This window comes from Rhodoblastus sphagnicola, assembly GCF_002937075.1.
Taxonomy (GTDB): domain Bacteria; phylum Pseudomonadota; class Alphaproteobacteria; order Rhizobiales; family Beijerinckiaceae; genus Rhodoblastus; species Rhodoblastus sphagnicola.
The window spans coordinates 1-19327 of record NZ_NHSJ01000123.1 but is presented as its reverse complement, the minus strand read 5'-3'; the positions used below and the strand labels follow the sequence as shown (position 1 = coordinate 19327).

Sequence of the window (19327 nt, the reverse complement as noted above, 5' to 3'; positions counted from 1 at the left end):
GCCGCGCTTTTGATTTTAACGCGTTTTGGATTTTAACGCGACTTGGGTTTTAACGCGGCTTGGGCCAGCAGAATCGACGCTCTTGCTCCATGCTCCCGGGCGCGCCTATCCTGCCGTTGATAATCAGTGCAATAAGCTCTGTCACGCTTGCGGTGCGATTGCAATTCGGCAATGACCGCAATCGATGTTTTTTCTTCGCCTTCGCAAGGGCTTGGCTTCGTTTGGCCTTGTCCTTGCCCGCATCTTGCTCCGGAACCCTCCCCCATGAGCCGCCTCGTTTTCCTGCTGAACGGCCCGAACCTGAACCTGCTCGGCCAGCGCGAGCCCCATATCTACGGAGCGGAAACGCTCGACGATGTGAAGCGCGCCTGCTCGGATTTGGCGCGGGATCTCGGCCTCGAACTCGACTTCCGCCAGACCAATCGCGAATATGAGCTGATCGACTGGATCCATGAGGCGCGCGGCAAGGCGGGAGGCGTCGTCATCAACCCCGCCGGCTACAGCCATACGTCCGTGGCCCTGCTCGACGCGCTCTGCGCCTACGAAGGCCCGGTGATCGAGGTTCACATTTCCAACATCCACAAGCGCGAGGAGTTCCGCCATCACTCCTATGTCTCGCGCCGCGCCGACGGCGTGATCGCCGGTTGCGGCACGCAGGGCTACCTGCTGGCGCTGCGCCGGCTCGCGAGCCTGCTGGCCTGATGCGCATCCCGCCGTCCCTGTTCAAATATCTGCTCGGCCAGCATATCCTCAACGGCTATGCGGTCGCGCTCGGCGTGCTGCTGGTCGGACTCGCCTTCGGCCTGCTGGCGGGTTTCGACGCCGCCCTGGCCGCCGCTTCCGGCGCGCTCTGCGTCTCGGTCGGCGACACGCCCTCCCCGCTTTCGGCAAAAATCCGCATCCTGCCGGTGTGCTGGTGCAGCGCCGTCGCGAGCGCGCTGCTCACGGCGCTGGCCGACGGCAGCGTGGCGCTGGAGGCTTCGGCCGTGATCGTCATCGGTTTTGTCGCCGGCCTGCAAATCGCCTGGGGCCGCTGGGCCATTCCGCTGTCGATCCTGACCCTGCTCGCCATGGTGTTCACGCTGGGCGCGCCCGGCGACAAGCTGGCGTTCTGCGGCATGATCGCGCTGGGCGGCGCGCTCTACATCCCCATCGCGCTCGGCCTGACCCGGCTGCTCGACGCCTCCGGCCGGCGGGTGATGCTGGCGGAGCTGATCCGGGAATTCGCCACGTTCCTGCGCCGCATGGCCGACTTTTACCGGCCGGGCGCCGACGAAGGCGCGGCCTGTTTGAAGGTGGTGGAGCAGCAGGCCAGCTTTTCCGACCATCTCCAGACCGCGCGCAGCCTCAGCGTCCAAGCCGCAAATCCCGAATCCGGCGCGCGGCTGATCGCGGCGCTCGCGGTCCTGCTCGAAGCTTTCGACGGCATGATCTCGACCATGGCCGACCACGCGCCGCTGCGGCTGGCGGCGGCGCAATCGGACATCGCCGCCCGCGTGGAAGGTTTTTTGCGCGGCGTCGCCGAGGATCTGGACGCGCTTTCGCTCGACCTGCTGATCGCCGGGCGCGAGCCGAGCTTTCCCGATCACGCCGCCGCGCTGGACAAGCTGGCCGAGGCGATCGCCCGGCTCGACCCCGGCGATCCCCGCCTGCTGCGCGCCGCGCGCATGACCCGCGCCCGCCTCGCCTTCGTGCTCAACCATCTCGCCCGCATCCCCTCGGTGGTCTCCAGCTTTGCCGAAGCGGAAAAGGCGGTGGCCGGCCTCGATCTGCGCAAATTCGCGCCGCCGCTGCGGGTGTCGCTGGCGCCGGTGATCGCCGAACTGCGCTGGGACTCGCCGGTGTTCCGCCACGCGCTGCGGCTGTCGGCGGCGCTGGCCTGCGGCTATGCGCTGATCACGATTTCGCCCATGCTGCGTAACGGCAACTGGATTCTGCTCACCATCGCCGTGATCATGCGCGCGAGCTACAGCGCCACCACGCAGCGCCGCGACCAGCGGCTGTTCGGCTCGGTGGTGGGCTGCGCCATCGCCGGCGCGCTGCTGTGGTTCGGTTCGAAACCGCTGCTGCTGTTCGCGCAACTCTCGGCGGTGGGAATCGCCCATTCCTTCGGCCGCGTCGATTATCGCCTCACCTCGGTCGCGGCCTCGGTGATGGCGCTGCTCGGCCTGCACCTGCTCGATCCCGGCGAGACCGCGCCGGTGGCGTCGCGCCTGATCGACACCGTCATCGGCGCCGGCGTCGCCTTCCTGTTCAATTTCCTGCTGCCCAATTACGAGCGCTACAGCGCGGGCGCGCTGGCGAGCGCCTTTTTGCGCCGGCTCGCGACCTACGCGGACAAGGCGCTGCGCTGGGACGTGGCGGTGCAGGATTACCGCCTGGCGCGGAAAGCCCTGATCGAGAGTCTTTCCGCCCTTGGCGAATCGTCCAGGCTGGCGCGCAAAAATCCCGGGGCGGAAAATTTCTGGCCGAGCTACAGCAAGCTGATCGCGCAAGCCTATTTCACCGCCGCGCAGATCGTCACCATCCGGCTGCTGATCCGCAACCGCATCGCCGAACTCGACGCGCGCGCCTGCGCCGCGCTTCTGGACGACACCCGCGCCGCCGTGCTGGCGCAATTACGCCCGGATTGCGCGCAGCCGCCGCCGAGCTGCGCGTCCGCGCCCGACGAGAGCGACGCCTTCGCCGCCCTGCGGTTGCGCTGCGCCGAGGCGGCGGTCGAGGCCGAAAGATTGCGGCGGCGCGCCACGCAATTGGGCGCGGCTTGAAAGCGCGCGCGTTACTGAAAAGCCAGTTTGGCGCCAACCAGCGCGAGGACGCCCGCGAGCAAGCCGCGCAAAAGCTTGTCCGGGGCGCGCGAGGCGAAAGCGCTGGCCAGCGCCACGCCCGGTATGGAGCCGGCAAGCAGCCAGACCAGCATGGACCAGTCCACCGAGCCCATCGCCCAGTGGCCTGAGCCGGCGATCAGCGTCAGCGGCGCGGCGTGGACGATGTCGGAGGCGATGATGCGCAGGGTCGGCATCCGCGGATAGAGCATGAGCAGCACCGTCACGCCGATGGCGCCGGCGCCCACCGAGGAAATGGTGACGAGCACGCCGAGCAAGGCCCCGAGCGCCACCGTGAGCGCGGCGATGGCGCGTTCGGACATCGCGTCGAACCGGGGCGCCATGCGCGCCACCAGCCAGGGACGGAACACCAGCGAGATCGAGGTGAGCAGCAGCGCGATGCCGAGGGCGAAGGTGATCGCGGAGCCGGCCTGGCCCGACTCTAAGCCGAGACGCGACAGGCCGAGCAGCGTGAGCAGGGCCGCCGGGACGCTGCCGGAGGCGAGGCGCAGCACCACTTTCCACTCGATCGACTTGTTGGCGCCGTGGACGGTCGAGCCCGCGATCTTGGTGAGGCCGGCGTAGAACAGATCCGTGCCGACCGCCGTCGCCGGATGGATGCCGAACAGCAGGACGAGCAGCGGAGTCATCAGCGAGCCGCCGCCGACGCCGGTCAGGCCGACCATACCGCCGACCAAAAGGCCCGAGAAAACAAAGGGCCACTCCACCAAACCGGTCCACGCCATGGGTCGTCTCTCCTAACGAGAGAGTGAAAATATATATTCTAGTGAAATAGTCAAATATTTTCCAACCGCAGCACGCAACCAGTGCGCGCCGATTTTTACGTTTCGTCAGCAAGTTACGCGGAGGCCATGATCTTGATCATTGGCAAGAAGCGACGGAAGTGAAATATTTGCGACAAGTCCCGTGGTCATCCGGGCCTTTATAAAGCCCAAGGAGGCTTGAGATGAGCGAAGTTCTGCCCGGCGACAGACGCGTAGCGGGCCCGCGCTTGATTGCGTTGGTTGGCCCGTTCCAGAGCGGCAAGACCAGCCTGCTCGAATCCATTCTGACCCGCGGCGGCGCGCTGGCGCGCCAGGGATCCGTGCGCGACGGCTCCTCCGTCGGCGATTCCAGTCCCGAGGCCCGCGCCCACGCCGCCAGCGTCGAGGTCAACATCGCTTCCGTCGATTATCTCGGCGACCGTTTCACCTTCGTTGATCTGCCCGGCTCCGTCGAATTCGCCTACGAGGCCCGCAACGTGCTGCCGCTGTGCGACGCCGCCGTGGTGGTGTGCGAGGCGGACGAGCGCAAACTGCCGGCGCTGCGCGTGATCCTGCGCGAACTCGAGGATCTCGGCCTGCCGCGCGTCCTGTTCATCAACAAGATCGACGCCGCCAATGTGCGAATCCGCGACGCCCTCGCGCTGTTGCAGCCGGCCTCGCGCACGCCGCTGCTGTTGCGGCAGATTCCGATCTGGCAGAACGGCATCGTCACCGGCTTCATCGATCTCGCGCTCGAACGCGCCTTTGTCTATCGCGAACACGCGCCGTCGGTGGTGGTGGACGTGCCCGCCGGCGAATTGCCGACCGAGAAGGAAGCCCGCTACACCATGCTGGAGAAGCTGGCGGACTATGACGACGGCCTGATGGAGGAACTGCTCTCCGATATCGAGCCGCCGCGCGACCAGATTTTCGACGATCTGAGGCGCGACCTGCGCGACGGCCGGGTCGCCCCGGTTTTGATCGGCTCGGCCTCGGAAGGCCACGGCGTCACCCGCCTGTTGAAGGCGCTGCGCCACGAAGCGCCGGCGATCGCCCGGACGCGCGCGCGGCTGGGGATCGCCGATGAAGGCGCGCCGCTCGCCCATGTCATCAAGACCATCCATACCGCGCATGGCGGCAAGCTCAGCTTCGCGCGCGTGCTGCGCGGCGCCTTCGTCGATGGCGCGACGGTGAAGAGCGCGCGCGGCGAGGACCGCATCTCCGGGCTTTCGCGCCTGATGGGCGTGGCGAGCAGCAAGCAGGCCAGGGTCGAGGAAGGCGATTGCGTCGCCTTCGGCCGCCTCGACCATGTCGCCACCGGCGACAGTCTCGGCGACGCCAAGGGCGGCGTTCCCGCGCCGGTCGTGGCTGCGATCGCGCCGCCGGCGCCGGCCTATGGGCTGGCCGTGACGGTGAAGGACCGCAAGGACGAGGCGCGCCTCGCCACCGCCATCGCCAAGCTGTGCGAGGAGGATCCGTCGCTGGTGTTCGCGCAGGACCAGGAGGCCGCCGAGATGCGCCTGCTCGGCCAGGGCGAGATGCATGTGCGCGTGGCGCTGGAGCGTCTCGCGGCGCGGTTCGGCGTGCTGGTGGAAACCCACAAGCCGGCGGTCGGCTACAAGGAGACCATTCGCCAAACCGTCAATGTGCGGGGACGCCACAAGAAACAGTCCGGCGGCCATGGCCAGTTCGGCGACGTCGCACTCGATGTCGCCCCCCTGACCCGCGGCGAGGGCTTCGCCTTCAACGAGACCGTGCATGGCGGCGCGGTGCCCCGGAACTATTTTGGCGCGATCGAGGAGGGCTGCGTGGACGCGCTGGAGCGCGGGCCGCTCGGGTTCCCGGTGGTGGACGTCAAGGTGACACTGACGGACGGCTCCTACCATACGGTGGATTCCTCGGACATGGCCTTCCGCACGGCGGCGCGCCTCGGCGTGGCCGAAGCGCTGGCCAAGGCCGGCCCCGTGCTGCTGGAGCCGATCCAGTCCGTGGAAATCACCACGCCGAGCGACTCTCTGTCGAAGATCACCGCGATCGTCTCCGGCCGGCGCGGACAGATTCTCGGCTATGACGCCCGACCGGACTGGGAGGGCTGGGACGTCCTGAACGCCCTGATTCCCGAAGCGGAAATGGAGGGTCTCATCGTCGAACTGCGCTCCGCCACGGCCGGCGTCGGGTCGTTCACGCAGAAATTCGACCATTGGGCCGAAATCGCCGGCAAGTCGGCGGACGCCATTGTCGCGAACCGCGCGGCGGCCAAAACCCCGGCGCACTGAGCGTCGGCGATTGGACGGAGGGGGGGCGCGACCGCCGCCCTCCGCTTTCAGCCGCGCTGCGCCTTGCCGGGCGGCTTTTCTTCCGACAGATAGGCTTCAAGGCGGGCGCGCGAAGGAATCTTCACCCCGCCATAGGTCATTTCAATCAACCCCTTGTCGGCGAGACTGCGCAGCAGCCGACTGACGCGTTGACGCGAACCGAAGCCGAATTGCGAAATATGGGTCTGGGTGACGGGCGCCGCGAAGCCTTCCTTCGCCAGCGCCACCGCGTCGGACGAGGCCAGCAGCAAGAGATAGACCAGGCGCTTTTCCGGCCCATAGGCGGCGAAGGACAGCGCCCAGCCGGTGAGAAGGCGCGTCCATTCGCCGACCATATCGATGACCTCGAGCAAGGCCGCCGGATTGGCGCCGACCAGGCGCTGAAGGTCGCGGGCGGGAATCGCCACGAAAGTGGCGTTGGCCGAACTCCACAGGTCGCACATCATCGGCGCCGTGCCGAAAACGCCGATCCAGCTCATCCATTTTCCAGGAAGAATTGGCAAGAACGAGAAACCGCCCTCGGCAGTGGAGAGGGCATAATCGATGCTGCCCGAGACAACATAGCGTAAATACTCGGGGCGATCCTCGCGATCTGTCAACAACGTGCGCTCATGATAATGCTCGACACGCGCTTTTCCGCAGAGTTCCCGACGCTCCTGTTCCGTCAGGCGCCCAAAGACCCTGCACATTTTTATTATAGCAGGGACGTCAATCGACTTTGCGTTCATGGAGTCCACACATCAAGTTGCCCAACGGCATGCCGCCGAAATTCTCCACCGTTTCTCTAATTGGTGGAAACTTAACATTTAATCAGACCAATCCGCCATAGCATGGTCTGGGGCATCTGGCACTTTTTTGGGGAGTTACGCATGAAGGTCGGCGAGGACTGGAACGACCAAACCAAGGGATTGGAGGCATTGGATAGTCCAGACAATGCCGAAGAAGGCGCTTCGCTGCTGGAAACCGTGGTCAACGCGCATTATCTCGCCCTGCAAATGCGCATGCTCGTCAAGGCGCGACGGTTCACTGGCAGCGAAGCCACGGAATTGTTGGCGTCGGCCTTGACCGAATGGGCGCAACTCGCGGGCGGCGAATGTTTCGAGCCCCCCTCGCTCAGCGTCTTGAAATCGCGCGACAGGCACTGATCGCCCGCGCATCTTGACCTTGAGGCGTGACCATGGGGAAAGAACAACCATGCTGACCCGTCGCGGACTGACGCAATGCGCGCTGTGCGCATCCGCCAGCTTCGCGGCGGGCTTTTCCGCGACCTCGGGCTTGATTCTCCCGGCGCGCGCGGAAGCGCCCGGCGCGCCCTCGGGCATCCGGCGCGCCATCCTTCGCCGCGGCGAAGGCCCAAGTCCAGACACCGAAACCGTACTCGCGGAGGCTCTGGTCGAACCCAATGCCCTCGTGCCCCGCCACATTCATCCGGGCATCGAATCCGGCTATATCGTCGAGGGCGCGGCGATCCTGGAGTTGGACGGCGCGCAACCGCTGCCGATGCGGGCCGGCGACGGAGTCTTGATCGCGGCCCGGCGTCCCCATCTTCTCAGGAACGGCGACAAGCCGACCCGAATCATCTCGACTTATATTCTCGAAAAGGGCCAACCCATCGCGATTCCGCTCTGAATTCTTTCAATTCCCCGAATTCTGCGCTTTTTTCTTGTCAAGCGCCGATTTCCCCTATAGAGACGCCTAACCTCCCTTGTGGAGGCGCACCAATGCGGGAGGTTCTCCGGTCGCCAACCGGGTCGAGAACCGCACCGCAACCTGCAACCCGCGCGGACCGGGACCATCCCGTCGCCGCGCATTTTCGTCTGGACGCCAGCCGGCGGCTTGACGAAACATCCCTTGGGAGCAGCCATCATGGCAAAGAAGATCACGGGCTACGTGAAGCTTCAGGTTCCGGCCGGCGCGGCCAATCCGTCGCCGCCGATCGGACCCGCGCTCGGTCAGCGCGGCCTGAACATCATGGAATTCTGCAAGGCGTTCAACGCCAAGACCGCGCAGATGGAAAAGGGGACCCCGATCCCCGTCGTCATCACCGCTTACGGCGACCGCAGCTTCACCTTCGAGATGAAGCAACCGCCGGTCACCTTCTTCCTCAAGAAGGCGGCGAATATCAAATCCGGCTCCAAGACCACGGGACGCGGCTTCGTGGGCAAGGTGACCCGCGACCAGATCCGCGAGATCGCGGAAAAGAAGGCGGCGGATTTGAATTCCCATTCGATCGAAGCCGCCATGGCGATGATCGAGGGATCCGCCAAGTCCATCGGCCTGGAAGTTGTGGGGTAAGCCATGAGCGGTAAGCGGATTACAAAAGCCCGCGAGGGCGTTGAGCGCACCAAGCTCTATCCCGTCGCCGAGGCCATCAAGCTGGTGCGCGAGCGCGCCTCGGCCAAGTTCGACGAAACCGTCGAAATCGCGCTCAATCTCGGCGTCGATCCCAAGCACGCCGACCAGATGGTGCGCGGCGTGGTCAACCTGCCCAACGGCACCGGCCGCGTGTTGCGCGTCGCCGTGTTCGCGCGCGGCGCCAAGGCTGACGAAGCCAAGGCCGCCGGCGCCGACGTGGTTGGCGCGGAAGACCTCGTCGCAGCCGTCCAGGGCGGCACGATCGATTTCGACCGCTGCATCGCCACTCCCGACATGATGCCGCTGGTCGGCCGTCTCGGCAAGGTTTTGGGTCCGCGCGGCCTGATGCCGAACCCGAAGGTCGGCACGGTGACCATGGATGTCGTGGCGGCCGTCGCGGCCTCCAAGGGCGGCGCCGTGGAATTCCGCGTCGAAAAGGCCGGCATTGTGCAGGGTTCTGTGGGCAAGTCCTCGTTCGGCGAGGACAAGCTGGCGGAAAACATCGCCGCCTTCGTCGACGCCGTGGTCAAGGCCAAGCCGGCCGGCGCCAAGGGCACTTACCTCCAGCGCGTGGCGATTTCCTCGACCATGGGCCCGGGCGTGAAGGTTGACCCCTCTTCCATTTCGGTGGCGCAGCACTAAATAGTGCAGAAAGCGCTTGACGCGAATTTGCATTGAGCCGCTTGACAATTTGCAAAAAATCGTTCCGCCCCTCTTGGCAGGCGGAACGAACATGTTTAAAAGACGAGTTTCGGGGGTGTCACCCATCCCCGTTTTCCCGCACAGGTCGCAAAGGGCCATTCCGCTTTGGTCGGATGATAGCCGCGAACAAGACTACTGAAGCGCCCCGGACCGAAGGGTCTGGATTGGCGCCTAAGTTTTTGTCCGTTTGCTTTGGGTTCTGACGGGAAAATGCAAGCTTCCGCTGGGGGCGCCGCAAGGCGCTTGCGGCGGTGGATGGGCCGGAAAACTTTAGCCTTGGTTAAAGCGCTTCGGTCCTGTCCTGTCCGAGACTGCCGGCGCTTCCCTTTGCGGGGAAGCTTAATCGGTGCGACGGGTTTCGTCCACGGCCAGCATAGACGGGGAAAGACCGGATTTCCCGGCGGTTTCAACCGCCGGACACGAGTTTGGTTCGAACCCTCTGATCCACGGGATGCGCCGCAAGCGCGTTCCAAGTGGGGACAGGCGCATCGGCGCCGCGAAGTTCAAGCCCAGGCTTTTCGCGGCATGTCGGCAACCGGCGTGATCAGCAATGATTGCGTCATTTGAAGTGAGAGCACTGTGGACAGAGCGGAAAAAAAACAAGCCGTCGCCACGCTCCATGACGTCTTTGCGAAGACGGGCGTGGTCGTGGTGGCGAAATATTCCGGCCTGACCGTCGCCCAGTTGCAGAGGCTGCGCAAGCAGGCTCGTGACGCTGGCGCGAGCGTACAGGTCGCCAAGAACCGCCTCGCCAAGATCGCCCTCGACGGCACGGACGTCGCCTCCATCGGCGCCCTTCTCAAGGGTCCGACCCTGATCGCCTATTCGGCCGATCCGGTGGCGGCTCCCAAGGTCGCCGCGGCTTTCGCCAAGGACAACGACAAGTTCGTCATCCTCGGCGGCGCCATGGGGACAACAGCCCTGAGCGTGGATGGCGTGAAGTCGCTTGCGACCCTGCCGTCTCTCGACGAACTGCGTGGCAAGCTGGTCGGCCTTCTGGTCGCTCCGGCCACCAAGATCGCGCAACTGTCGACCGCTCCCGCCGCGAAACTCGCGCGCGTGTTCGGGGCTTACGCCGCCAAGGACGAACAAGAGGCCGCGGCCTGATCTGGCTGGCTTTAAAGCTTGAACCATCGAACCAAACCTAAAAAGTGGAACTGAAAAATGGCTAACCTCGAAAAGATCGTCGACGACCTCTCGGCCCTGACCGTTCTCGAAGCGGCTGAGCTGGCGAAGTTGCTCGAAGAGAAGTGGGGCGTGTCCGCCGCCGCCGCCGTCGCCGTCGCCGCCGCTCCGGGCGCCGCCGCCGCCGCTCCGGTCGAAGAGCAGACCGAATTCACCGTCATTCTGGCCGCCGCCGGCGACAAGAAGATCGAAGTCATCAAGGAAGTCCGCGCCATCACCGGCCTGGGCCTCAAGGAAGCCAAGGATCTGGTCGAAGGCGCGCCCAAGGCCGTCAAGGAAGGCGTGTCCAAGGACGACGCCAAGAAGATCAAGGACGCCCTCGAAAAGGTCGGCGCCAAGGTCGAGCTCAAGTAATTTCGGGTTCTTTCCCGTTGTTGCATATGACGGTCTCGGGGTTTTCCCCCGGGGCCGTCTAGCTGTCCCGGAGGGCTGAAACGCCGGGTTCGAGGGGGAAGACCTCGAAAGACCGAAAACTTCCAGGATTTTACGCGGCCCAGGGTTTCGACCGGGTTGCCGCGTGGCCCCGGTTCAGGCCGGGGGAGAGGCGCAGGCCAATTCGGGCCCGCCTGAAATGAGGTGCGAGGAGCGACATGGCGCAAACGTTCACCGGCCGGAAGCGTATCCGCAAATTCTTCGGTCATATCCGCGAAGTCGCGGTCATGCCCAATCTGATCGAAGTGCAGAAGGCTTCCTACGATCAATTCCTCATGGTGGAGGAGCCGAAAGGCGGCCGCACCGACGAGGGATTGCAGGCCGTGTTCAAATCGGTGTTCCCGATTTCGGATTTTTCCGGCGCCGCCTTGCTGGAATTCGTGAAATATGAGTTTGAAGCGCCCAAATATGACGTGGACGAATGCCGCCAGCGCGGCATGACCTTCGCCGCGCCGCTCAAGGTGACCCTTCGCCTGATCGTGTTCGATGTCGATCCCGACACCGGCGCCAAGTCGGTCAAGGACATCAAGGAGCAGGACGTTTATATGGGCGACATGCCGTTCATGACCATGAACGGCACCTTCATCGTCAACGGCACCGAGCGCGTCATCGTGTCGCAGATGCACCGTTCGCCCGGCGTGTTCTTCGACCATGACAAGGGCAAGAGCCATTCGTCCGGCAAATTGCTGTTCGCCGCCCGCATCATCCCCTATCGCGGCTCCTGGCTCGACATCGAATTCGACGCCAAGGACATTGTTTACGCCCGCATCGACCGCCGCAGGAAGATTCCGGCGACGTCGCTGCTGTTCGCCCTCGGCTTCGACGGCGAGGAAATTCTGAACGCGTTCTACCGCAAGGTGGCCTACAAGCGCGAGAAGGACGGCTGGCGCCTGCCGTTCGACGCCGAACGCCTCAAGGGCATGAAAGCGGTCGAGGACATTTACGACGCCGACACCGGCGACGTGGTGGTCGAGAAGGGCAAGAAGCTTTCCGCGCGCGCCGCCCGGCAACTGGCCGAGAAGGTCAAGTTCATCCGCGCGGTGGACGAGGATCTGCACGGCCATTACATCGCCGAGGATCTGTTCAACCCGCAGACCGGCGAAATCTTCGCCGAAGCCGGCGACGAGATCACCGCCAAGTCGCTGGAGGCCCTGCTGGACGTCGGCTTCGAGGAACTGCCGATCCTTGACATCGACCACATCAACATCGGCCCGTACATCCGCAACACGCTGGCGGTGGACAAGAATTCTTCGCGCGAAGAGGCCCTGTTCGACATTTACCGCGTGATGCGTCCGGGCGAGCCGCCGACCATCGATTCGGCGGAAGCGATGTTCCATTCGCTGTTCTTCGATTCCGAGCGCTACGACCTCTCGGCGGTCGGCCGCGTCAAGATGAACATGCGCATGGATCTGGACTGCGAGGACAGCGTGCGCGTGCTGCGTCGCGCCGACATTCTCGCGGTGGTCAAGGCCCTGGTGGACCTGCGCGACGGCCGCGGCGAAATCGACGACATCGACCATCTCGGCAACCGCCGCGTCCGCTCGGTCGGCGAACTGATGGAAAACCAATATCGCCTCGGCCTGCTGCGCATGGAGCGCGCCATCAAGGAGCGCATGTCCTCGGTCGATATCGACACGGTCATGCCGCAGGATCTGATCAACGCCAAGCCGGCCGCCGCCGCCGTGCGTGAATTCTTCGGCTCCTCGCAGCTGTCGCAGTTCATGGATCAGACCAATCCGCTGTCGGAAATCACCCACAAGCGCCGCCTGTCGGCGCTTGGCCCGGGCGGTCTGACCCGCGAGCGCGCCGGCTTCGAAGTCCGCGACGTGCATCCGACCCACTATGGCCGCATCTGCCCGATCGAGACGCCGGAAGGCCCGAACATCGGCCTGATCAACTCGCTGGCCACTTTCGCCCGCGTCAACAAGTACGGCTTCATCGAGGCGCCCTATCGCCGCGTCAAGGAAGGCAACGTCACCGACGAGGTCGTCTATCTCTCGGCGATGGAAGAGGGCAAATATTCGGTCGCCCAAGCCAACGCCCAGCTCGACGAACAGGGCAATCTCGTTGAGGATCTTGTGGTCTGCCGTCAGGCCGGCGAAGTGGTGATGCACACCCGCGACACCGTCGATTTCATGGACGTGTCGCCCAAGCAATTGGTGTCGGTCGCGGCGGCGTTGATTCCGTTCCTTGAGAACGATGACGCCAACCGCGCGCTGATGGGCTCGAACATGCAGCGTCAGGCCGTGCCGCTGGTGCGCGCCGACGCGCCGCTGGTCGGCACCGGCATGGAAGGCGTGGTCGCCCGCGATTCCGGCGCGGCCATCGCGGCGCGGCGCTCCGGCGTCGTGGACCAGATCGACGCCACCCGCGTCGTCATTCGCGCCACGGAAGAACTCGACGCCGGCAAGCCGGGCGTCGACATCTACCGCCTGATGAAGTTCCAGCGCTCCAACCAGTCGACCTGCATCAACCAGCGTCCGCTGGTGCGCGTGGGCGATGTCATCCGCAAGGGCGACATCATCGCCGACGGTCCCTCCACCGACATGGGCGATCTCGCGCTCGGCCGCAATGTGGTCGTCGCCTTCATGCCCTGGAACGGCTACAATTTCGAAGATTCGATCCTGCTCAACGAGAAGATCGTCAAGGAAGACATCTTCACGTCGATCCATATCGATGAATTCGAAGTGATGGCCCGCGACACCAAGCTGGGTCCGGAGGAAATCACCCGCGACATTCCCAACGTTTCGGAAGAGGCGCTGAAGAATCTCGACGAAGCCGGCATTGTCTATATCGGCGCCGAAGTGGCCGCCGGCGACATTCTCGTCGGCAAGATCACGCCCAAGGGCGAAAGCCCGATGACGCCGGAAGAAAAGCTTTTGCGCGCCATCTTCGGCGAAAAGGCGTCCGATGTCCGCGACACTTCGCTCCGCGTCCCTCCGGGCGTGACCGGCACCATCGTGGAAGTGCGCGTGTTCAACCGTCACGGCGTCGACAAGGATGAGCGCGCCCAGGCGATCGAGCGCGAGGAGATCGAGCGTCTCGCCAAGGACCGCGACGACGAGCAGGCGATTCTCGACCGCAACGTCTACGCCCGTCTGCACGAAATGCTCACGGGCAAGCTGGCCCTGTCCGGCCCCAAGGGGTTCAAGAAGGACCAGACCCTCACCCGCGAACTGCTCGACGAATATCCGCGTTCGCAATGGTGGGTGTTCGCCATCGACGACGATGCCGTGATGGGCGAGATCGAGGCCATGCGCAAGCAGTACGACGAGGCGAAGAAGGGGCTGGAAAGCCGCTTCCTCGACAAGGTCGAGAAGCTGCAACGCGGCGACGAGCTGTCGCCCGGCGTGATGAAAATGGTCAAGGTCTTCGTCGCGGTGAAGCGCAAGATCCAGCCCGGCGACAAGATGGCGGGCCGCCACGGCAACAAGGGCGTGGTCTCGCGCATTCTCGCGCAGGAGGACATGCCCTTCCTCGCCGACGGCACCCCCGTCGATATCGTGCTCAATCCGCTCGGCGTGCCCTCGCGCATGAACGTCGGCCAGATTCTGGAGACGCATCTCGGCTGGGCCTGCCGCAACCTCGGCAAGCAGGTGGCCGAGGCCATCAACGCCTACCAGCGCACGATGGAAGCCGCCCCCTTGCGCAACAAGCTCAAGGCTCTCTATGGCGAAGGCGCCAAGATCGAGGATATCGACCGCCTCGAAGAGACCGAATTGCTGGAAGTCGCGCAGAATCTGACGCGCGGCGTTCCGATTGCAACGCCGGTGTTCGACGGCGCCCGCGAGCCCGATATCGTGGTCATGCTGGAACAGGCCGGCCTGGACGCTTCCGGCCAGACCGTGCTCTATGACGGCCGCACCGGCGAGGCTTTCGACAGAAAAGTGACCGTGGGCGTGATCTACATGCTCAAGCTGCACCATCTCGTGGACGACAAGATCCACGCGCGCTCCATCGGCCCCTACTCGCTGGTCACCCAGCAACCGTTGGGCGGCAAGGCGCAGTTCGGCGGCCAGCGCTTCGGCGAAATGGAGGTCTGGGCGCTCGAAGCCTATGGCGCCGCCTATACGTTGCAGGAAATGCTCACGGTGAAGTCGGACGACGTCGCCGGCCGCACCAAGGTCTATGAGAGCATCGTGCGCGGCGACGACACGTTCGAGTCGGGCATCCCCGAGAGCTTCAACGTGCTGGTCAAGGAAATGCGCTCGCTCGGCCTCAATGTCGAGTTGAACCAGTCCACCCCGCCAGAGTCGGAAGGCGAACTGCCGCCGGCCGAAGCCGCCGAGTAATTTGGGGAGGCCTCGCGCCTCCCCTGCCCCGCTGCACGCGCGGGCGCCGTCCGCGTATCACAGATTTTCGAGCGAACATCCCGGTCGGGATCGCAGGAGCCAAGCATGAACCAAGAGGTCATGAATCTCTTCAATCCGGTCGTCCAGCCGCAGGCTTTCGACCAGATCCAGATTTCCATCGCCAGCCCGGAAAAGATCCTCTCCTGGTCGTTCGGCGAGATCAAGAAGCCGGAGACGATCAACTACCGCACCTTCAAGCCGGAGCGCGACGGCCTGTTCTGCGCCCGCATCTTCGGCCCGATCAAGGATTACGAGTGCTTGTGCGGCAAGTACAAGCGCATGAAGTACAAGGGCGTCATCTGCGAAAAATGCGGCGTGGAAGTCACGCTGTCGCGCGTCCGGCGCGATCGCATGGGCCATATCTCGCTGGCCGCTCCGGTCGCCCATATCTGGTTCCTGAAGTCGCTGCCGTCGCGCATCGGCCTGCTGCTCGACATGACGCTCAAGGATCTTGAGCGCATCCTGTATTTCGAGTCCTACATTGTCATCGACAATGGCCTGACCTCGTTGAAAAACCGGCAGTTGCTGAGCGAAGACGAATATCTCATCGCCCAGGACGAGTTCGGCCAGGACTCCTTCACCGCCATGATCGGCGCGGAAGCGATCCGCGAGATCCTGCGCAACATGGATCTTGAAGGCATCGCGGCCCAGCTCAAGGTCGAGATTTCCGAGGCTACCACCGAGCTGAAGCCGAAGAAGCTCGCCAAGCGCCTGAAAATCATCGAGGCCTTCATCAATTCCGGCAACAAGCCGGAATGGATGATCCTGACCGAAGTGCCGGTGATTCCCCCGGACCTGCGTCCGCTGGTGCCGCTCGACGGCGGCCGCTTCGCCACCTCGGATCTCAACGACCTCTACCGCCGCGTCATCAACCGCAACAACCGCCTGAAGCGGCTGATCGAACTGCGCGCGCCCGACATCATCATCCGCAACGAAAAGCGCATGTTGCAGGAGTCGGTGGACGCTTTGTTCGACAACGGCCGTCGCGGCCGCGTCATCACCGGCGCCAACAAGCGGCCGCTGAAGTCGCTGGCCGACATGCTCAAGGGCAAGCAGGGCCGCTTCCGCCAGAATCTGCTCGGCAAGCGCGTCGATTACTCGGGCCGCTCCGTCATCGTGGTCGGTCCCGAATTGAAGCTGCACCAGTGCGGCCTGCCCAAGAAAATGGCGCTGGAGCTGTTCAAGCCGTTCATCTACTCGCGTCTCGACGCCAAGGGCCTGTCGGCCACGGTCAAGCAGGCGAAAAAGCTGGTTGAGAAGGAAAAGCCGGAGGTTTGGGACATCCTCGACGAGGTGATCCGCGAACATCCGATCATGCTCAACCGCGCGCCCACGCTGCACCGTCTCGGCATCCAGGCGTTCGAGCCGACGCTGATCGAAGGCAAGGCGATCCAGTTGCATCCGCTGGTGTGCTCGGCGTTCAACGCCGACTTCGACGGCGACCAGATGGCGGTCCACGTGCCGCTGTCGCTGGAAGCGCAGCTCGAAGCCCGCGTGCTGATGATGTCCACCAACAACATCCTGCACCCCGCCAACGGCCAGCCGATCATCGTGCCGTCGCAAGACATCGTGCTCGGCCTGTATTACCTCACGCTGATGCGTGACGGCGAACCGGGCCAGGGCATGTGCTTCGCCGAAATGGGCGAGATCGAGCACGCCGTGTTCGCCAAGAGCGTCACGCTGCACTCCAAGGTCAAGGGACGCGGCTGGACCTATGACGAAAACGGCGAGCGCGTGTCGAAAATCTTCGACACCACGCCCGGCCGCCTGATCCTGGGCCAGTTGCTGCCCAAGCACTTCAAGATCCCCTTCGACGTCGCCAACAAGCTGATGACGAAGAAGGAAATCTCGGCGATGATCGACACCGTCTACCGCAATTGCGGGCAGAAGGAGACGGTGATCTTCTGCGACAAGATCATGTCGCTCGGCTTCCGCGAGGCCTGCAAGGCCGGCATTTCCTTCGGCAAGGACGACATGGTCGTGCCCGAGTCGAAGAAGCGCATCGTCGAGGAGACGCGCAATCTCGCCAAGGAATATGAGCAGCAATATCTCGACGGCCTGATCACCCAGGGCGAGAAATACAACAAGGTGGTGGACGCCTGGGGCAAGTGCTCCGCGCTGCTCGCCGACGAGATGATGAACGGCATTTCCGCCGTGAAGAAGGATGCGAACGGTCGCGACGCGCCGATCAACTCCATCTACATGATGGCGCATTCCGGCGCGCGCGGCTCGCGCGAGCAGATGCGCCAGCTCGCCGCCATGCGCGGCCTGATGGCGAAACCGTCGGGCGAGATCATCGAAAGCCCGATCATCTCGAACTTTAAAGAAGGCCTGACCGTTCTCGAATACTTCAACTCCACCCACGGCGCCCGAAAGGGCCTCGCCGATACGGCGTTGAAGACCGCGAACTCCGGTTATCTCACCCGTCGTCTCGTGGACGTGGCGCAGGATTCGATCATAACCACGGTGGATTGCGGCTCGACCCGCGGCATCCGCATGCGGGCGATCATCGACGCCGGCCAGGTGGTGGCGCCTTTGTCGATCCGCATCCTCGGCCGCACCACGGCGGAAGATCTGGTCGATCAGGACGGGCAGATCATCGTCAAGACCGGCGAGATGATCCAGGAATGGCACATCGACCCGATCAACGCCGCCGGCATCCAGGAAGTGATGATCCGCTCGGTGCTGACCTGCGAAGCCACCAACGGCGTCTGCGCGCGGTGCTACGGTCGCGATCTGGCGCGCGGCACGCCCGTCAACATGGGCGAGGCGGTGGGCGTCATCGCGGCGCAGTCCATTGGTGAGCCGGGCACGCAGCTCACCATGCGCACCTTCCACATCGGAGGCGCGGCGCAGATCGCCGACAGCTCGTTCATCGAGTCGAGCTTCGACGGCGAGGTGAAGATCCGCAACCGCCATGTCGCCCGCAATTCCGAGGGCGACGTGATGGTGATGGCGCGCAACGTCGCCGTGGTCGTGGTTGGCGCCGATGGCGTGGAAAAGGCCACGCACCGCGTGCAATACGGCTCGCGCCTGAAGGTGGACGAGGGCGACAAGATCAAGCGCGGCCAGCGCATCGCCGAATGGGACGCCTATACCCGTCCGATCCTCACCGAAGTCGAAGGCGTCATCGGCTATGAGGATCTGGTCGAAGGCATGTCCATGTCGGAATCGGTCGACGAGGCCACCGGCATCGCCAAGCGCATGGTCATGGACTGGCGCATGAACGTGCGTTCGTCCAGCCTCAAGCCGGCCCTCACCATCAAGGGCAAGGACGGCAAGATCCTGAAGCTGGCGCGCGGCGGCGACGCCCGTTACCTGCTGCCGGTCGACTCGATCCTCAGCTTCGACCCCGGCGCCGAGGTCAAGGCCGGCGACATCATCGCCCGTATCGCCCTCGACAGCGCGAAAACCCGCGACATCACCGGCGGTCTGCCGCGCGTCGCGGAACTGTTCGAAGCGCGTCGCCCCAAGGATCACGCCATCATCGCGGAAATTTCGGGAACCGTGCAGTTCGGCAAGGACTACAAGAACAAGCAGCGTCTCTCGATCATTCCGAATGAGGAAGGCGCTGAAAACGTCGAGTATCTGATCCCGAAGGGCAAGCACATCCATCTGCAGGATGGCGACATTGTCGAAAAGGGCGATTACATCGTCGATGGCAATCCGGCGCCGCACGACATTCTGGCGATCAAGGGCGTGGAGGAGCTTGCGGCTTACCTCGTCAATGAAATCCAGGAAGTCTACCGTCTGCAGGGCGTGAGCATCAACGACAAGCACATCGAGGTGATCGTTCGCCAGATGCTGCAAAAGGTCGATATCGTCGATCCCGGCGACACCGACTTCCTGGCCAACGAACAGGTCGACAAGCTCGAAATGGACGAGGCCAACGAAAAGGTCGTCAACGAAGGCGGCAAGCCCGCCACCGGCACCCCGGTGCTGCTCGGCATCACCAAGGCTTCGTTGCAGACCCGGTCGTTCATCTCGGCTGCCTCGTTCCAGGAAACCACCCGCGTGCTCACCGAAGCCGCCGTCAACGGCAAGATCGACACGCTGGAAGGCCTGAAGGAGAACGTCATTGTCGGCCGGCTGATCCCGGCGGGCACGGGCGCGGCCATGTCGAAACTGCGCAACATCGCCAACACCCGCGACGACCTGATCCTGGCGCAGAAGGCGGAAGATTCCGCCGGCGCTGTCCAACCGCCGGCGCTTCCAGCGGCGGAGTAAGCAGACAATGCAAAGGCCGCGAAAGCGGCCTTTGTTTTGCGCCGGTTGGATAATCCTGGCGCGCCCGCGCTACCGGTAACTCTCGCGGCGATTGACCGAGAGAAGCAGCCCGAGTGAGGGTGGCGGTTTGTCTGTTCGCGGCGCGCCAGGATTATCCAACCGGCGCAAAA

The 19327-nt window shown here is 64.1% G+C and carries 13 protein-coding genes; 11 read left to right on the top strand and 2 right to left on the bottom strand.

Annotation, left to right across the window (positions count from 1 at the left end; all coding sequences use genetic code 11):
- Nucleotides 1-264 precede the first annotated feature (264 nt).
- On the top strand, nucleotides 265-702 hold the full coding sequence (gene aroQ, locus CCR94_RS19870) for a type II 3-dehydroquinate dehydratase (RefSeq protein ID WP_104509563.1): 438 nt from the start codon (nucleotides 265-267) through the stop codon (nucleotides 700-702).
- Nucleotides 702-2768: an FUSC family protein gene (locus CCR94_RS19865; protein ID WP_104509562.1), complete on the top strand. Its 2067-nt coding sequence runs from the start codon at nucleotides 702-704 to the stop codon at nucleotides 2766-2768. Before aroQ ends, CCR94_RS19865 begins: the two co-directional genes overlap by 1 nt.
- Nucleotides 2769-2779: 11 nt before the next feature.
- Here the strand turns inward: CCR94_RS19865 and CCR94_RS19860 are convergent, their stop codons facing one another.
- Complete coding sequence (locus CCR94_RS19860) at nucleotides 2780-3571, bottom strand: sulfite exporter TauE/SafE family protein (protein WP_104509561.1); 792 nt, start codon at nucleotides 3569-3571, stop codon at nucleotides 2780-2782.
- Nucleotides 3572-3792: 221 nt separating this feature from the next.
- Here CCR94_RS19860 and CCR94_RS19855 point away from each other — a divergent pair, with 221 nt between their 5' ends.
- Nucleotides 3793-5865 (top strand): elongation factor G, encoded by a 2073-nt coding sequence (locus CCR94_RS19855; RefSeq protein WP_104509560.1) that lies wholly within the window; start codon nucleotides 3793-3795, stop codon nucleotides 5863-5865.
- A gap of 47 nt (nucleotides 5866-5912) precedes the next feature.
- Here CCR94_RS19855 and CCR94_RS19850 read toward each other — a convergent pair whose 3' ends face one another.
- Nucleotides 5913-6383, bottom strand: a complete 471-nt coding sequence (locus tag CCR94_RS19850; RefSeq protein WP_158254845.1) for a Crp/Fnr family transcriptional regulator — start codon at nucleotides 6381-6383, stop codon at nucleotides 5913-5915.
- A gap of 390 nt (nucleotides 6384-6773) precedes the next feature.
- On the opposite strand from CCR94_RS19850, the gene CCR94_RS19845 reads away from it, so the two are divergent.
- From CCR94_RS19845 to rpoC, 8 genes are all read left to right on the top strand, one after another.
- Nucleotides 6774-7049 (top strand): hypothetical protein, encoded by a 276-nt coding sequence (locus CCR94_RS19845; RefSeq protein ID WP_146090114.1) that lies wholly within the window; start codon nucleotides 6774-6776, stop codon nucleotides 7047-7049.
- Nucleotides 7050-7098: 49 nt separating this feature from the next.
- Nucleotides 7099-7533, top strand: a complete 435-nt coding sequence (locus CCR94_RS19840) for a cupin domain-containing protein (protein ID WP_104509557.1) — start codon at nucleotides 7099-7101, stop codon at nucleotides 7531-7533.
- A 237-nt stretch (nucleotides 7534-7770) separates the two neighbouring features.
- Nucleotides 7771-8199, top strand: a complete 429-nt coding sequence (rplK, locus tag CCR94_RS19835; RefSeq protein ID WP_104509556.1) for a 50S ribosomal protein L11 — start codon at nucleotides 7771-7773, stop codon at nucleotides 8197-8199.
- Nucleotides 8200-8202: 3 nt separating this feature from the next.
- The gene (rplA, locus tag CCR94_RS19830; protein ID WP_104509555.1) at nucleotides 8203-8901 is read left to right on the top strand and encodes a 50S ribosomal protein L1; all 699 of its coding nucleotides are present in this window, start codon (nucleotides 8203-8205) and stop codon (nucleotides 8899-8901) included.
- 639 nt (nucleotides 8902-9540) lie between these two features.
- Nucleotides 9541-10068: a 50S ribosomal protein L10 gene (gene rplJ, locus CCR94_RS19825; protein ID WP_104509554.1), complete on the top strand. Its 528-nt coding sequence runs from the start codon at nucleotides 9541-9543 to the stop codon at nucleotides 10066-10068.
- Between the two features lie 57 nt (nucleotides 10069-10125).
- Nucleotides 10126-10500 (top strand): 50S ribosomal protein L7/L12, encoded by a 375-nt coding sequence (rplL, locus tag CCR94_RS19820; protein WP_104509553.1) that lies wholly within the window; start codon nucleotides 10126-10128, stop codon nucleotides 10498-10500.
- A 236-nt stretch (nucleotides 10501-10736) separates the two neighbouring features.
- Nucleotides 10737-14870: a DNA-directed RNA polymerase subunit beta gene (gene rpoB / locus CCR94_RS19815; protein WP_104509552.1), complete on the top strand. Its 4134-nt coding sequence runs from the start codon at nucleotides 10737-10739 to the stop codon at nucleotides 14868-14870.
- A 105-nt stretch (nucleotides 14871-14975) separates the two neighbouring features.
- The gene (gene rpoC / locus CCR94_RS19810; protein WP_104509551.1) at nucleotides 14976-19157 is read left to right on the top strand and encodes a DNA-directed RNA polymerase subunit beta'; all 4182 of its coding nucleotides are present in this window, start codon (nucleotides 14976-14978) and stop codon (nucleotides 19155-19157) included.
- Nucleotides 19158-19327: the final 170 nt, after the last annotated feature.

Excerpts from the sequence above, each read along its gene's own strand:
- CCR94_RS19840 (WP_104509557.1), top strand. The coding sequence starts at position 7,099 with ATGCTGACCCGTCGCGGACTGACGCAATGCGCGCTGTGCGCATCCGCC.
- rplK (WP_104509556.1), top strand. The coding sequence starts at position 7,771 with ATGGCAAAGAAGATCACGGGCTACGTGAAGCTTCAGGTTCCGGCCGGC.
- rplL (WP_104509553.1), top strand. The coding sequence starts at position 10,126 with ATGGCTAACCTCGAAAAGATCGTCGACGACCTCTCGGCCCTGACCGTT.
- CCR94_RS19845 (WP_146090114.1), top strand. The coding sequence starts at position 6,774 with ATGAAGGTCGGCGAGGACTGGAACGACCAAACCAAGGGATTGGAGGCA.
- aroQ (WP_104509563.1), top strand. The coding sequence starts at position 265 with ATGAGCCGCCTCGTTTTCCTGCTGAACGGCCCGAACCTGAACCTGCTC.
- CCR94_RS19860 (WP_104509561.1), bottom strand. The coding sequence starts at position 3,571 with ATGGCGTGGACCGGTTTGGTGGAGTGGCCCTTTGTTTTCTCGGGCCTT.
- CCR94_RS19865 (WP_104509562.1), top strand. The coding sequence starts at position 702 with ATGCGCATCCCGCCGTCCCTGTTCAAATATCTGCTCGGCCAGCATATC.
- CCR94_RS19850 (WP_158254845.1), bottom strand. The coding sequence starts at position 6,383 with ATGAGCTGGATCGGCGTTTTCGGCACGGCGCCGATGATGTGCGACCTG.
- rpoC (WP_104509551.1), top strand. The coding sequence starts at position 14,976 with ATGAACCAAGAGGTCATGAATCTCTTCAATCCGGTCGTCCAGCCGCAG.
- CCR94_RS19855 (WP_104509560.1), top strand. The coding sequence starts at position 3,793 with ATGAGCGAAGTTCTGCCCGGCGACAGACGCGTAGCGGGCCCGCGCTTG.
- rplA (WP_104509555.1), top strand. The coding sequence starts at position 8,203 with ATGAGCGGTAAGCGGATTACAAAAGCCCGCGAGGGCGTTGAGCGCACC.
- rpoB (WP_104509552.1), top strand. The coding sequence starts at position 10,737 with ATGGCGCAAACGTTCACCGGCCGGAAGCGTATCCGCAAATTCTTCGGT.